Genomic DNA, 14,620 nt, shown 5'->3' with positions numbered 1-14,620 from the left:
AAGCCCTCATTCCACAGCACCACGCATCAACTCATGCTGACCGAAGTCGAAACGCCCCAGTACTTTGACCTTTGAGGTGCTGCTCAGCTCGGCAAAGGACAACACCGGTACGTAGTTGAACTCTTCCAGCAACAAGGTACGCAGAGGGCTGCGTAAATCCTGCGCGACCAGCATCACGCTCTTGAATTTCGGGCGCACGGAAAAGGCTTGATTGAGCAGGTTGACCAACGCCGCGCTATGCTCTTCGTCGAGTGCGAAGAACACGCCGGTCTGGGTCTGGCGCAATGCCTCACGCAGGATGTTTTCACTCTGCGGCGACAGCAGCCACGCGTGCAGGCCGTCTGCTTCCCTGTACTGATGGTAGATCTGTGCCTTGAGCGCAATGCGCGCGTAGTCGGCCAGCGCCTCCGGTTCACGCTCATGCTGGCCGTACTCGATCAGTGACTCGACAATCAGCCGCACCGCCCGCAACGGCACACCTTCGCTGGCCAGGCGTTGCAACACTGCCGAAAACCGCGACAGCGGCATGATCCGCTGGAGCTCCTGGACCAATTCCGGTTGGTTGTGCTCCAGCCAGCCGAGGATCGACTTACTCTCTTGAATCCCCAGGAACTGCGGCCCGCTGAGCATCATGGCTTGCTTCATGCGTTCTACGATCAGGCTCGCTGCAGTGAAGCGCTCCAACTGCGGATCATCGAGCAACGGATCATCCGGCGGCACCCAGAGCCAATCCTGCTCATCGCGCTCCGCCTGCCCCGCTATGGCGTGCGCAGGCTCAATGGTGAATGCCTTGCGCTCAATTGCAACCAGGCTGACGACCGATGCCCTGACCATTGGCACCTCATGCACACAAAAGCGCATTTCATCGTCGGCCAGCGTGTCATCGAGTTCCACCTCGAACGATGGCAATGTGAGGCCGATATTGGTGACCAGCGCATTTCGCGCCTGGCGAATCGCATAAATAAGATCGGCCACCTCGGGCGTGCCGCGCAGCACCGGAGAGAACTGCAGCAGGTAGGGCCTTGTGGGGTCGAACCCACGCAAATCCTCATGGCCATTCTCTTCGGGGCGCACCGCTTCCTCGGCTCCAGCGTTGGGTTGTTCCTGCCGTTGGCGCTGGCGCATCAAGTAATACCCCAGGCTTCCAGTGACCAACGCTATCAGGATAAACACCACGGTAGGCATGCCAGGCACCGCCGCAAAGGCGAGCATCCCAACCGAAGCGATCACCCAGCTCTTGGGTTCGCTCGTCATCTGCCGGGCGATTTCGGCGCCCATGTTCGTGATGCCTTTGCGACCATCCGGCGCCACACGGGTGATGATCATGCCGGCGGTGAGAGAAATCAGCAGCGCCGGGATCTGCGCAATCAGACCGTCGCCGATGGTCAGCACCGAATACAGGCTGATAGAGTCGGAAGCACTCAAGCCATGCTGGAACATGCCTGTGGCGAAGCCGCCCAACAGGTTGACCACGACAATGATCAGGCCGGCGATAGCGTCGCCCTTGACGAACTTCATCGCACCGTCCATGGCCCCGAACAGTTGGCTCTCGCGAGACAACTGGTCTCGCTTGTCCCTTGCCTGCATGCCGTCGATGAGGCCGGCACGCAGGTCGCTGTCGATGGACATTTGCTTGCCGGGCATGGCATCCAGGCTGAAACGCGCAGCCACCTCGGCCACCCGCTCCGAGCCTTTGGTGATGACCAGAAAGTTGACCAGCGTCAGGATCAGGAAGATCACCATCCCCACCGCCAGGTTGCCGCCGACCACGAAATTGCCGAAGGCCTCGACGATCTCACCGGCGTCCTGCTCCAGCAGGATCAGACGTGTGGTTGCAATCGACAGCGCCAAGCGGAACATAGTGGTCAGCAACAGAATCGACGGAAACGATGAGAACGCTAATGGCCCCGGCAGGTACAGCGCCAATACGATCAACAGGCACGAGATACAGATGTTGAGCGCAATCAGGATGTCCACCAGCCAGGTGGGCAGCGGCACGATGAAAATGAACACGACGGCCATCACCACCACGGCGCCCAGCACTTCGGCGCGCTGCGCGACTTTCAGCAAAAAACGGTTGATGGCCGAAAGCGCAGTCACGCAAGAGTCTCCGGCGTTGCCGTGGCTTGCAGGTACTCACGCTCCATTTTCGTGAGTTCCCCCATTCTTACCAACAGGTTGTGCAGAAGCTGATCACGCGTCCGGTTGTCAAACCACAATGCCAGAGGGAACTTGTTGAATACCGAGTAAATGGCATTGAGGGCTATCAGGGTGCGGCTGAGTTGGCTGCCCGCTTCCAGTTCCTCCAACAGTCGTTGAAGTTCCTGGGAGTCGATGCCTGTAGTGGTGTAACCCAACAAGCGCTGCATCAGCTTCGACGTAACGCGCTCTATCCTCAGACGCTCGATCAATGCCTGGCACAGGACAAATACTCCACTCAACTGCCAACAGCTTTGCAGGCCCAGGAGCAAGGTACGCAAATGCGCCGAGGGCAATGATGACACCTTCGCCGCGATATCGTCCGCCAAGGCTTTTTGCATCACCTTGAGCCCTTTTGAAAACCGTTCGTCACCGTATACATCCAGCAGTGCCTGCAGGATCTTCATCAGGGATTGGCGCGAAACCACGTTGGTGTAATAGAGCATTCGCAGCGCCTGACGCTCTTGCAGGTCGGCACATCCCGCCCGAAGTGCAGCCGCAGTATTCAGACCTGCCTGGATCTCCCCTTTGAAACGCGCCTCAAGCTTGATGATTGCATCGCGTGCCAAGGTTGCTTCGGTGCCCGACTGGGCTTCCACATTCTTGAGCACAATAAAGGTGAGAGCGGGGTCGCCCTCGCAAAGCCCCAGCAACTTTTCAACCCCGACAAGCATTCGCAGCTGCTGCTTGAATTGCAATATGGCCATTGCCAACGTCTTCTTGGCGGGATGACCCCATTGATCATAAAGCTGATTAAGCAACTGAACCGCAGCCACAGGCAGGATGAGCTGCCGCCGATTCAGTGCCCGGCTGCTGGCTCCCACTTCCTCGTTGAACAGAAGAGCCAGGTCATCGGCTACCTGGCTTGCAGTAGGTGTGGAGGTATGACTGACACTTGGCCGATCCTCGTTGCGAATTTTTTGCAGTTCGGAAGGGAAATCAACCATGACTGGACCTGAACAGGAAGAGTATTTCCCTGTGTGGCAAAAGCAGCCAAAGCGGTTCCATCAACAAATGGTCCACTGCACATTTGAAAAAACTTGCACAAGCCTTCAACGCTTTCTGCAAGCACTTGCACAAAAGCGCGCCAACAAAAAATTTTTATGTATATAAATCAATAGATTATGAAATTTTTCCGCCTGGCACAGCCAGTGCAAATGGGGTTCTCGTCGACACCTTTCGACTGCGTCTACTCCAAGGAAAAATCCATGAATATCCCTATTGAAGCTTTAGCGCACCTGGTTGGCAGCTCGCCTCAATTCATGCTTCACCTGACAGACGACCAGCAAAAAAAACTTCGGCGCTTCATTCACAAGCGCGTACTCAACCCCGAAGATGCAGACGACCTGCTGCAATTGACGTACCTGGAAGCCTGGCGTAACCGTGAACGTTTCAGCGGGAACGCCACGCTCAGCACTTGGATGTGCGGTATCGCGCAAAACCTCATACGCAACCACTTCAGGCGCTTGTATGCCAAACCCGTGCATTGCGAATTCGACGAGTCGCTGTGGCACGGCCAGGAAGACAACCACAATCTGGACTGGGAATTTGAAATCAATCGACGCCTGGAGAAAACCTTGAGCGCCATCGACCACCTACCCATAGAGATGCGCAAGACGCTCTACGCCTCACTGGAAACCGACGGTAGCTACCAGGAGACCGCCGACGCACTGGAGATTCCGATCGGCACGGTCCGCTCGCGCCTCTCTCGGGCGCGCGAACAGCTTAAACGCGCCACTCACAACTCGACGCGTTCTTAAAATCAGACGTTGCGCTGGACGGCAGGGATATCTGCCCACCGCGATCAGGCTTTTCTGACTGCGCAGGCGGGCGAATCGCGAACCACTCGTCGCCCGATCCGGCAATTTCGCTTAAACAGTTGAAAGCGTAGATAAAAATTCAAAATAAATACTTGACGCATTGCCGTTCTACGCGAATAATGCGCGCCACTTGGCTACATAGCTCAGTTGGTTAGAGCATAGCATTCATAATGCTGGGGTCCGGGGTTCAAGTCCCTGTGTAGCCACCAAGTACTAAAAACGGCTTACCGAAAGGTAGGCCGTTTTTTTATGCCTGGAGAAAAGTGCGGGGCATACTCGAAGCGCTCCTCCCCCTACGGCCCAGAGTTGCGCCCGAAAAAAGGCGCCATCTGTATTTTGACGCTCCCTTGACCCGCTGTTAGTGTCCAGCCTCCCCTCTAAGCACGGAGTGCTCCACGGTGAAACTGGACATCTACCAAGTCGACGCTTTCAGCCAGTCCCCCTTCGGCGGTAACCCCGCGGCAGTCTGCCCGCTCACCGAATGGCTCAGCGATGAGCAACTGCAAGCCATCGCCGCCGAAAACAACCTCTCTGAAACGGCCTACTTTGTACCTCGCGGCGAATTCTACGAATTGCGCTGGTTTACGCCCGAAATAGAAGTGGACCTGTGCGGCCATGCCACGCTTGCGGCGGCGTGGGTGTTGATTCACCAACTGACGGACGCGCCAGAGGTATTGCGCTTTGCCACGCGTAGCGGCGAACTTCGGGTGACGCGCAATGGTGATGAACTGTCGATGGACTTCCCCGCCAAGCAACCACAACCCTGCGAACCGCCCGATGGCATGTTGAGCGCGCTCGGCATTGAACAGGCCGACGTGTTCAGCACTGATGACTACATCGTACTGCTGGAAGACGAAGCGCAAGTCGCCGCACTGACACCAGACTTCGCCCACCTCAAGGGCCTGCCCAAACGCGGCATCGCCGTGACGGCCCAAAGCGCGAGGTTTGATTTTATCTCCCGCTGGTTCGGGCCGAATGTGGGTGTGAATGAAGACCCGGTGACCGGTTCGGCCCACACTTCATTGGCGCCATTCTGGGCTGAGCGCCTGGGCAAGAACCGGTTGACCGCCGAACAGGGCGGCAAGCGCCGTGGCCAACTGCGCTGCGAGCTCAAGGGTGATCGCGTGATCGCGTGATCATTTCCGGCCACGGGGTGCTCTACCTGCAAGGCACGATTTACCTGTAAAAAGCACTACCCCAAGGACAACAGATCATTCTCAAAATGAACGGAGTTCAGCGCGTGTTTTCGATTTCCCGCCGTCAACTGTCGGTGATTGCCGCAGCCCTCACCCTGGCTGCCTGCCATACCCCGGTCAACCAACAGCCTCCGGCACCGGAGCTGGGTTCCGGCTATCGCACCGACCTCACGACTCAACACGCCGAGCGCCATATGGCCGCGGCGGCCAACCCGCTGGCAGCCGAAGCCGGACGCGAGATGCTGCGCATGGGCGGTTCGGCAATAGATGCGGCGATTGCAATGCAGGCAGTGTTGACGCTGGTGGAGCCGCAGTCCTCCGGCATCGGCGGCGGCGCGTTCATCATGGTGTGGGACGGGAAAAACGTACACGCGTATGACGGCCGTGAAACCGCGCCGGCCGGGGCCACCGAGCGTTTGTTCCTGAGGGGCGACGGCACACCGATGGCGTTTGCGGAGGCGCAGATTGGGGGACGCTCAGTCGGTACGCCTGGAGTATTGCGCGCGCTCGAAATGGCGCACAAGAAGACTGGCCGGTTGCACTGGGCCACGTTGTTCGAGCCGGCAATCCGCCTGGCGGAACAGGGCTTCGCCATTTCTGCGCGCTTGCATAGCCTGATCGCGGCTGACCATAACATCCCGCAATCACCAGATATGGCGGCGTATTTCCTGAATGCCGATGGCACACCGAAAGCCACCGGCACCGTGTTGAAAAACCCGGCGCTGGCCAATGTGTTCAAACGCATCGCCAAGGAAGGCCCGGACGCGCTGTACCAAGGGCCGATTGCCGATGAGATCGCACGCAAGGTGCAAGGTCATCGCAACGCGGGCAGCCTGTCCCAGGCAGACCTCAAAGGCTATAGAGCCAAGGAGCGCCCCCCACTGTGCACCGATTACAAGCAGTGGAAAGTCTGCGGCATGCCACCGCCGTCGTCGGGCGGGATCGCCGTCGCGCAAATCCTGGGCACCTTGCAGGCCCTGAAAGCCCAGGACATCGCGGCGATGCCTCCGGTAAAAAGCGCATCGCCTGCCGGCCTTGAACCAACGCCCGAAGCCGTGCACCTGCTGGCCGAAGCCGGGCGCCTGGCCTTCGCTGATCGCGGCCTCTACGTCGCGGACGCGGACTTCGTGCCCGTGCCGGTCGCGGGCCTCGTCGCACCGGAGTACCTGGCCAAGCGCGCCGCCTTGATCGGCGAGCGCAGCATGGGCATCGCCAAACCGGGCGTACCAGCGGGTATCCAGGTGGCCTATGCGCCGGACCGCTCGCCGTTGCGCATCTCCACCTCACAAGTGGTGGCGGTGGATGACCAGGGTGGCGCCGTGTCGATGACCACCACGGTGGAAGCGGCGTTCGGCTCTCATCTGATGGTGCAAGGTTTCTTGCTCAACAACCAGATGACCGACTTCTCGTTTATCCCCGAGGAAAACGGCCAGCCGGTGGCCAACCGCATCGAGCCCGGCAAGCGCCCGCGCTCGGCGATGGCGCCGACCCTGGTGTTCGATCGCAACAGCGGCGAGTTACTGGCCACGGTCGGCTCGCCCGGTGGCTCGCAAATCATCGAGTACGTCAGCAAGTCCCTGGTGGCGATGCTTGACTGGAAACTTGACCCGCAAGCGGCCATCAGCCTGCCGAACTTCGGCAGTCGCAATGGTGCCACCGAGCTGGAGACCGGCCTGTTCAGCCCTGCACTGAAACAGGCCCTCAAGGACAGAGGCCATGCCCTGAGCGAGATCGATATGACCAGCGGCATCCAGGCCATCGTTCGCATGCGGGATGCCCAGGGCAAGGTGTCGCTCAGTGGCGGCGCCGACCCTCGGCGTGAAGGCAAAGCGGTCGGCGACTGAACACTTCAAACATCGGAGAAAGCGCTCGTGCAACAGGCAGATAATCTCGGCGCCATCCCTGGCGTCGACCACGGTTTTTGTTCGATCAATGATCCGCTGCGCCCCGATGGGGTGTTCATCTGCAAGCAGGTGCATAGCGCCTCAGTGATCGAGTGGCAAGCCGACCAGGTACCCAATACCGTTGAAGCGGACGGGGTATGCACAGGTGAGCACAAGCCCATCGCGGTGATCACCGCTGACTGCCTGCCCCTTCTGATTGCCGCGCAGAACGGCGAAAAGGTCGCTGCGGTGCATGGAGGATGGAAGGGGCTGCAAAGCGGGATCATCGCCAATGCAATCAAGCGTTTTACCGACGAAGGGATTGCAGTCGACCAGTTGCGCGTGGCGATCGGACCGTCGATCAAACCGTGCTGCTATGAGGTGAGCGAGGGGTTTGTTGCGCAGTTCCAGGCTGACCAGGAGCACCTGTGGGCAACCGGGCGGGCGCCGTGGAGCGCAGCGCAACCCGCACCGTTATTGCCCGCGCAAATTGCACCGCCCCACGCCAGGCAAGCAGCAAGCGCGTGGTTTGACTTGAGCGGGTATGGCGTGATGTTGCTGCAAGCGGCCGGCATCCGGCGTGAACAAATCGAGGTGAGTGAGGTGTGCACTTACTGCACCTCCCCCACCTTTGCCAGCTACCGCCGAAGGACGCATCACCCGGAGGAAGTGAAGACACTGATTTATTCGTGGATTGCTCGCATCACCGACTGATCTTCAACCCCTTGCGCCCCGCATGCCGCTCCAGCGCCAGCTCGATCAGGCGGCTCACCAGTTCGCTGTAGCTCATGCCCGCCGCCTGCCACAGCTTGGGGTACATGCTGATGCGGGTGAAGCCGGGCAGTGAGTTGATTTCGTTGATCAACACCTCGCCATCGTCGGTAAGGAACACATCGACCCGTGCCAGGCCGGAACAGCCCAGCACCTCGAAAGCCTCAATGGCCAACCGGCGAATACGCTCGCTGGCGTCATGACTGATATCGGCCGGCACCACCACCTGGGCGGCCTGGTCGTCGATGTACTTGCTGTCGTAGGAATAGAAACCACTGCTCACCACAATCTCGCCGCAACCACTGGCGATGGGGTGATCATTGCCCAGCACGGCGCATTCGATTTCGCGGCCTTTTACCGCCGATTCGAGCAGCACTTTTTCATCGAAGCCCAGGGCCAGTTCAACGGCAGCATGGTACTCGGCTTCGTCGCCGACTTTGCTCACGCCCACCGATGAGCCTTGGTTGGCAGGTTTGACGAACATCGGCAGGCCGATCTTGTTCACTGCGGCCTCAAACGAAGTACGCGCCGCATTGCTGCGGGTCAGGGTGATGAATGGGGTGACGGCAATCCCGGCATCGCGCAGCAAGCGCTTGCTGATGTCCTTGTCCATGCACACCGCCGAACCGAGCACGTCGGAACCCACGAAAGGCAGGTCGGCCATACGTAACAGGCCTTGCAGGCAACCATCTTCGCCGAGGGTGCCGTGGACGATGGGGAAGATCACGTCGACATGTTCCAGCAGGCCGCTGCCGGAAGTCTCCACCAATTGCTGGCTGGCCTTGCCGGGCACCACCGCCAGTTCGCGGTTGGACTGGTTGAGGGCGATCAACGCCGGGTTTTCCTGGTTGAGCAGGAAGTTCGAGGTGTCGTTGAGGTGCCAATGGCCGGCCTTGTCGATACCGATCAACACCGGCTCGAAGCGCGAGCGGTCGAGCGCATCGACGATATTGCGCGCCGACTGCAACGACACTTCGTGCTCAGCCGAACGGCCACCAAAAATAATACCTACCCGCACCTTGCTCATGACCCGACCTCACTGTTGAACGTAAGGCTTCTTACCACGGGCCGTCAGCGATTCGCTACCAGATGTGCGCCGAACAACACATAGCAGCCACCGGCAAAGCGGTCGAGCCACTTGCGCGACCGGCTGTAGAGCGTGGCCATGCGTTCGCTGGAAAACACCAGTGCCACGCTGGAATACCAACTGAACGACAAGGTGGCCATGGTGATCACCGCCAGGGTCAGCAGCATCGGCGACGGCGAAGGCGGCATGGTTGACGCGAAGATGGTGGCAACAAACAAAGCGGCCTTGGGGTTGGACAGATTACCCAGCAACCCCAGGCGCCACGCGGAAAACAGCGAGCGCCGGGCGTCATCCGGCAGCACGTTCTGGCTCATGTTCGGTGAAGACCGCTTGAACAGTTTCAACCCGAGGTAGATCAGGTAGCAGCCGCCGATGATCTTGAACGCCAGATACAGCATCGGTGCCGCCGTAAACAGCGACTTGATGCCCAGGCCACCCGCCAGGCCCCACATGATCGTACCCGTGGCCACTCCCGCCGATGCCACCACACCATGACGGCGCGAACAGCTGGCGGCCAGTTGCGCCGTGTTGAAAAAGTTGGGGCCAGGCGTGACCACCGCGACGGTCCACAGCAAGGCCAGGGAAACCAGGGGCGTCACATAGGCCGGGTTGAGAAAATCCATGGTGGGCAGCTCCATCAGCGCGAGGCACGAGCGACGATCATAGGCCTCTGCCCTGCCCTGCACAATCGTACAAGACCCCGGCAGACAAGGGATGCAGACTGGGTTAACGTATTTCCCTCTCTTTTTTGTGACCCCTTACCATGGGCAAACCCACCGCCACCCTCGACTGGTTGCACCGCGCGCCCCATGCCAGTGGCCTGGACCGTATCGAGGCATACTTTGCCGGCTTCGCCTTCGACCCGCATCGCCACGACACTTACGCCATCGGGCGTACGTTGACGGGCGTGCAGAGCTTTCACTACCGCGGCGACATGATCCACAGCGTGCCGGGCACAACCATGGTGCTTCACCCCGATGAAACCCACGACGGCCACGCCGGCAGTGAAGAGGGCTTCAAATACCGGATGATTTACGTAGAGCCGTCGCTGATCCAGCAGATTCTCGGCGGCAAGCCGTTGCCGTTTATCCCGGGCGGCCTGTCTACCGACCCCAGGCTGTTGCGCGCCAGCGAAGTGCTGCTGCAGAACCTGGACAACCCCATCGACCCATTGCAGGAACAGGACGCCCTGTTCGACCTGGCCCATGCGCTGAACAACGTCTCGGGCGGGATCATCAGCCGCAAGACTTTCGACTACGTGGCCGCCGAGCGCGCCCGGGAGTTCATCCACAGTGCGCTGGGCCGCAGCATCACCCTGGATGAAATGGCCGACCACGCCGGCCGTGACCGCTGGGCCTTGTCGCGGGATTTTCGCCTGCTGTTCGGCACCAGCCCCTATCGCTACCTGACCATGCGCCGCCTGGACCTGGTGCGCAGCCTGCTGGCCCAGGGCCAATCGCTGGTGGACGCGGCGATGACGGCCGGCTTCACCGACCAGAGCCACATGACCCGGCAGTTTCGCAGCACCTACGGCATGCCGCCGTCGCGCTGGGTAAAGATGCTCGGGCGCTGACTAGGCTTAGAGCGCGTGCCCATCAATCGGCTGGCCGATGGTGAGAAAATGCCCGCCCGCCACATGGTGCAAGGTGCGCAGTTCATCATGCCCTTCGAAGTGCCAGCGGCCGTCGCTGAATACGCGTTCGTCGGCATAGGCCGCGACCACTTCACCCAAAAACAGATCATAGGCCTGCTGGTTATGAGGCTCGGGCAGCAGTCGGCATTCCAGCCAGGCCACGCAACCTTCCAGCAGCGGCGCGTCGATGTGTTCACCGCGGAACGTGTGCAAGCCGTAGGCGGCAAACTTATCCGTGTCGGCACCGGTGGTGTTGCCCACGGTTTGCACAAGGTCGGCCTGGCTCGCGCAAGGCACCTGCAACACAAAGGTGCCGGCGCCTTCCAGCAGTTGGCGGGTCCAGGTGGCCTTGTCCAGCACCACCGCTACCTTCGGCGGTTCGAAATCCAGCGGCATGGCCCAGGCCGCGGCCATGATATTGCGCTGGCCGTTGTGGGCAGCGCTCACCAGCACCGTAGGGCCGTGGTTGAGCAAGCGGTAGGCCTTGGACAGCGGGACGGGGCGACGGTGGGTAGGGCTCATGGACAGTCGACTCTTGATACCAGAAAGCCCCTACGATACCTGAAGCCCTACGCTCAACTCGACAGTTGGTTGGCGAACTGGCCCACCGCGCTGACCACCTTCTGCGCCCCGTCCTGGATCTCCACGATCACCGTGCCCGCTTCGGCAGCCAGCGCCAGGCCCTGTTCGGCTTGCAGGCGACCGTCGGTCATCAGGGCGACCGCGTCGCGGGCCATGTCCTGGTTCTGACGGACCACGCCGACAATTTCCTCAGTGGCCTTGCTGGTACGCGAGGCCAACTGCCGAACTTCATCGGCGACTACCGCAAAACCACGACCTTGTTCGCCGGCACGCGCCGCTTCGATGGCGGCGTTGAGCGCCAGCAGGTTGGTCTGCTCGGCAATGCCGCTGATGGTCTTGACGATGGTGCCGATCACTTGGGATTGGGCGTTGAGCGCCTCGATACCGTCACCGGCCTGTTGCATGTGCCTGGCCAGGTCGCGCATCACATCCACCGCCTGGGTCACCACGGTGGTGCCGCGCTGGGCGCTGTTGTCGGTTTGCAACGAGGTGCTGTAGGCAATGTTCGCCGCGTCGGCGACCGCCTGTTCCTGGTTGACCTGGTCGGTGATCACCGTGGCGAACTTGACCACTTTGTACAACCGGTCATTGGCGTCCAGCACCGGGTTGTAGGTCGCTTCCAGCCACACCACGCGGCCATGGCTGTCGACCCGTTTAAAGCGTGCCGCGACGAACTCACCGGCGTTCAAGCGCTTCCAGAAGTCCTGGTACTCGGTGCTGTTGTATTCCTCTGGCTCGCAGAATATCCGGTGATGTTTGCCCTGGATCTGCGCCAGGCTGTAACCCATGCCCCCGAGGAAACGGTCATTGGCGCTCAGCACGTGCCCGCCGAGGTCGAACTCGATCACGGCGGTAGAGCGCACCAGCGCGTTCATGAGGTTTTCATGCTCGCGGGAAGCCTCGATGGTGCGGGTGAGGTCGCTGGAATAAATCGAAAAATGCTTGATGCGCCCCTCGGAGCTGCGCACCGGCTGCAGAATCGAACGCAGCCAGGCTTCCTGGCCATTGCCCCGCATCAGGCGCACGGTGCCGGCGAAATGCTCGCCGCGCACCAGGGCGTTCTTGAAGCGTTGCTGGAACTCATCCCTGCGCACGTGGGCCGGCTCCAGGTCTTCGATCGCACGCCCCAGCAGTTGGCCACTCTGGTAGGCCAGCTCCTGCAGGAAGTTGGCATTGGCCCATTCCACCCGGCCTTCGGCGTCCAGCGTCAGGCACAGCATTTCACTTTCCAGGCTCTCCTTGACCTGATTCAAGCTGGACAACTCTTCGCGAAGAGCCGACAGCTCCTGCTTCAAACGGGTGTTGAACATGGGGCACCGAGGATCAAATGAGGGAGATGAATCCGACCTGCATCGGCGCTGCCGGCATTTTCTTAAGCGAGCTTGAGGCCCTCGCCCAAGTATTTTTTCGGCCACATCAGCTGCCGTTGTTTCGGCACACGCCCATCACTTGATACTCAAGGGTCTTGAGCTTGCCGCTGGAGTCTTCATAGGTCATGCGCGACGGCACCGCGTTGCACGAGCGGATCGGCGGCGTGACGTTGACCACCTTGGCGATGTCCAGCTTCATGCCATAGCGATACGCCTGCACCTCGGGCGCCGGCTTGCCCTTTTTGGCGGCGTACTCGGCCATGGCTTTTTCATTGCGCTCCATCATCAGTGCGAACGTACGGTCCCCCCCACCTTCGGCCAACGCACCGAACGACAGGATGGCGGTTAAAACACCCAGCGCGACTTTATAAAACTTCATGATTAGTTCCTCGACTGAAAGATTCAGTGCGCAGACTAACCAACTGACCCTGACGCAAACTTCACCAGAGCATTACTTATTTGTTAGATAAGTGTGAGTTTCCAGAATTGTAATCTTCGTGCCACTTCTTCGTTATCTGCGGTTTGCAACTATCAGCCCGGGCCAGATCAATAAGAACGCCCGCTCTCATAAGAAGCTGAAACTGCCAAGCACCAGGAGCGAACCATGCGTATCCGTCACTACAGCCTTCCCCTTTCACTGTGCGCCGCTTTCCCGCTGGCTGCCGTGGCCGTGGAGGACCCGCCCGAGGGCTTTATCGAAGGCAGCCGCGTCAATGTGCTGGCGCGTAATTTTTACTTCAACCGCGATGATCGCAAAGGCCAGTCCAGCCCCACCGGCAATGGCTATTCAGAGGCCTGGGCACAGGGTTTGATCGGCCGCTTCGAATCTGGTTTTACCCAAGGCACCGTTGGCTTTGGCGTGGATGCGTTTGCCATGGTCGGCATAAAGCTGGACTCGGGCACCGGCCGCAGCGGCGGCAAAGGCTCGTTCGGCGTGCAGCCGGTGGACAGCGAAAACCACCCCGAGGACACCTACAGTAAAGTCGGCGGCGCCGCGAAACTGCGCATGCTGAATACCGTCATCAAGGCCGGCGACGTATTCCCGCTGACCCCCGTCGTGGCCTACGGCGATTCACGCGTGTTGCCGGAAAGTTTTCGTGGCGTGACCGCACAGAACACCAGCCTCGAGGGCCTGACCCTGCAAGGCGGGCGCTTGAGCGGCATGAGCCAACCGAGCGAAAGCGGCATGAACAAAGGCTTCGCGACCTTTTACGCAGGCCCGGTCGACTCGCCCTGGGTCGGTTATTTCGGCGGTGATTACACCGTCAACCAACACCTCAGCGTCAGCCTTTACGGCAGCCGCTTGAAAGATGCCTGGGACCAGTACTACGTCGGCAGCGCCGTCAGCTATCCGCTGGGTGAAGATGTCTCGCTGTTCGGCGACGTCAACTACTACAAGGCGGTGGACGAGGGCCGGAAAAAGCTCGGTGAATTCGATAATGCCATCTGGAGCGCCCGGCTCGGAGTGAAGGTCGGCGCCCACAGCCTGGCCCTCTCCCACCAGCGCAACAACGGTGATGACGACTTCGACTACCTGCGCCAGTCCGACTCGATCTTCCTCAACAACTCGATCCAGTACAGCGACTTCAACTCGCCCAAGGAACGCTCATGGATGGTGCGCTATGACCTGGACATGCAGGCATTCGGCATCCCCGGCCTGTCGTTCATGACCCGCTACGGCAAAGGCACTGGCGCCGATTACAGCAACGCCAACGCGGTGTACATGCGTCGCGATGCAGCCGGCGCCCCACTGACCGACCAACGCCGCTGGGAGCGGGATATCGAGGCCAAATATGTGGTGCAAAGTGGAAACTTGAAGGATTTATCACTGCGGCTGCGCCAGGCGACCGTGCGCTCAAGTGCATTCGAGTCGGACTTGGAAGAAGTTCGGCTGATTATCGAGTACCCCATTGCGGTGCTTTAAGGTAGGCCAATTACATTCACTTGCCGATGCGCTACATCTCTTCACAGGTTGAAGTCTGTCAGAACTGTAATATTGGTCTCACCTTCTCGTTAAGTTGCACTTTCTACACTGCACACCGAACACCTCTCATCTCTGCGGCTTTCGTGTAGCTCCTT

11 protein-coding genes, 1 tRNA gene and 3 pseudogenes are annotated in these 14,620 nt (G+C 59.9%); 7 read left to right on the top strand and 8 right to left on the bottom strand.

Going from position 1 to position 14,620, the window contains the following annotated elements; genetic code table 11:
- Positions 1 to 6: 6 nt before the first annotated feature.
- A complete protein-coding gene (sctV, locus tag BM017_RS00205) occupies positions 7 to 2,100 on the bottom strand; it encodes a type III secretion system export apparatus subunit SctV (protein ID WP_092240553.1) in 2,094 nt (697 codons plus the stop codon).
- Positions 2,097 to 3,146, bottom strand: coding sequence for a type III secretion system gatekeeper subunit SctW (sctW, locus tag BM017_RS00200; protein WP_092240551.1), 1,050 nt, complete (start codon positions 3,144 to 3,146; stop codon positions 2,097 to 2,099). The genes sctV and sctW overlap by 4 nt, the downstream gene beginning before the upstream one ends.
- Before the next feature lie 261 nt (positions 3,147 to 3,407).
- On the opposite strand from sctW, the gene BM017_RS00195 reads away from it, so the two are divergent.
- From BM017_RS00195 to pgeF, 5 genes and pseudogenes are all read left to right on the top strand, one after another.
- Complete coding sequence (locus BM017_RS00195; RefSeq protein ID WP_092240549.1) at positions 3,408 to 3,959, top strand: RNA polymerase sigma factor; 552 nt, start codon at positions 3,408 to 3,410, stop codon at positions 3,957 to 3,959.
- 192 nt (positions 3,960 to 4,151) lie between these two features.
- Positions 4,152 to 4,228 (top strand) — tRNA-Met (locus BM017_RS00190).
- 189 nt (positions 4,229 to 4,417) lie between these two features.
- Positions 4,418 to 5,205: pseudogene (locus BM017_RS00185) on the top strand (PhzF family phenazine biosynthesis protein).
- Positions 5,206 to 5,241: 36 nt separating this feature from the next.
- Positions 5,242 to 7,059, top strand: a complete 1,818-nt coding sequence (gene ggt, locus BM017_RS00180) for a gamma-glutamyltransferase (RefSeq protein WP_092240547.1) — start codon at positions 5,242 to 5,244, stop codon at positions 7,057 to 7,059.
- A 27-nt stretch (positions 7,060 to 7,086) separates the two neighbouring features.
- Entirely contained in the window at positions 7,087 to 7,812 is a 726-nt protein-coding gene (gene pgeF, locus BM017_RS00175) for a peptidoglycan editing factor PgeF (protein ID WP_092240545.1), read from the top strand.
- Here the strand turns inward: pgeF and ddlA are convergent.
- Positions 7,802 to 8,896 carry a D-alanine--D-alanine ligase gene (gene ddlA / locus BM017_RS00170; protein ID WP_092240543.1) on the bottom strand — a complete coding sequence of 365 codons (1,095 nt, stop codon included), beginning with the start codon at positions 8,894 to 8,896 and terminating at the stop codon, positions 7,802 to 7,804. The genes pgeF and ddlA overlap by 11 nt on opposite strands.
- Before the next feature lie 44 nt (positions 8,897 to 8,940).
- Positions 8,941 to 9,579 (bottom strand): LysE family translocator, encoded by a 639-nt coding sequence (locus BM017_RS00165; protein WP_092240541.1) that lies wholly within the window; start codon positions 9,577 to 9,579, stop codon positions 8,941 to 8,943.
- 140 nt (positions 9,580 to 9,719) lie between these two features.
- On the opposite strand from BM017_RS00165, the gene BM017_RS00160 reads away from it, so the two are divergent.
- Positions 9,720 to 10,529, top strand: a complete 810-nt coding sequence (locus BM017_RS00160; RefSeq protein ID WP_092240539.1) for an AraC family transcriptional regulator — start codon at positions 9,720 to 9,722, stop codon at positions 10,527 to 10,529.
- 6 nt (positions 10,530 to 10,535) lie between these two features.
- Here the strand turns inward: BM017_RS00160 and BM017_RS00155 are convergent, their stop codons facing one another.
- The 4 genes and pseudogenes from BM017_RS00155 to BM017_RS00145 form a co-directional block, all read right to left on the bottom strand.
- Entirely contained in the window at positions 10,536 to 11,111 is a 576-nt protein-coding gene (locus BM017_RS00155; protein ID WP_092240537.1) for a flavin reductase family protein, read from the bottom strand.
- A gap of 53 nt (positions 11,112 to 11,164) precedes the next feature.
- A pseudogene (locus BM017_RS29555) lies at positions 11,165 to 11,596 on the bottom strand (methyl-accepting chemotaxis protein); the annotation flags it as partial.
- 108 nt (positions 11,597 to 11,704) lie between these two features.
- Positions 11,705 to 12,391, bottom strand: a pseudogene (locus BM017_RS29550) (PAS domain-containing protein); the annotation flags it as partial.
- Between the two features lie 196 nt (positions 12,392 to 12,587).
- Positions 12,588 to 12,920, bottom strand: a complete 333-nt coding sequence (locus tag BM017_RS00145) for a DUF2790 domain-containing protein (protein WP_092240533.1) — start codon at positions 12,918 to 12,920, stop codon at positions 12,588 to 12,590.
- Positions 12,921 to 13,145: 225 nt separating this feature from the next.
- Here BM017_RS00145 and BM017_RS00140 point away from each other — a divergent pair, with 225 nt between their 5' ends.
- Positions 13,146 to 14,465, top strand: coding sequence for an OprD family porin (locus tag BM017_RS00140; RefSeq protein WP_092240530.1), 1,320 nt, complete (start codon positions 13,146 to 13,148; stop codon positions 14,463 to 14,465).
- Positions 14,466 to 14,620: the final 155 nt, after the last annotated feature.

Source organism: Pseudomonas sp. NFPP04 (genome assembly GCF_900113815.1).
Taxonomy (GTDB): Bacteria; Pseudomonadota; Gammaproteobacteria; order Pseudomonadales; family Pseudomonadaceae; genus Aquipseudomonas; species Aquipseudomonas extremorientalis.
Note: the sequence above shows the minus strand (reverse complement) of the source record. Positions and strands in the feature narration are given on the sequence as shown.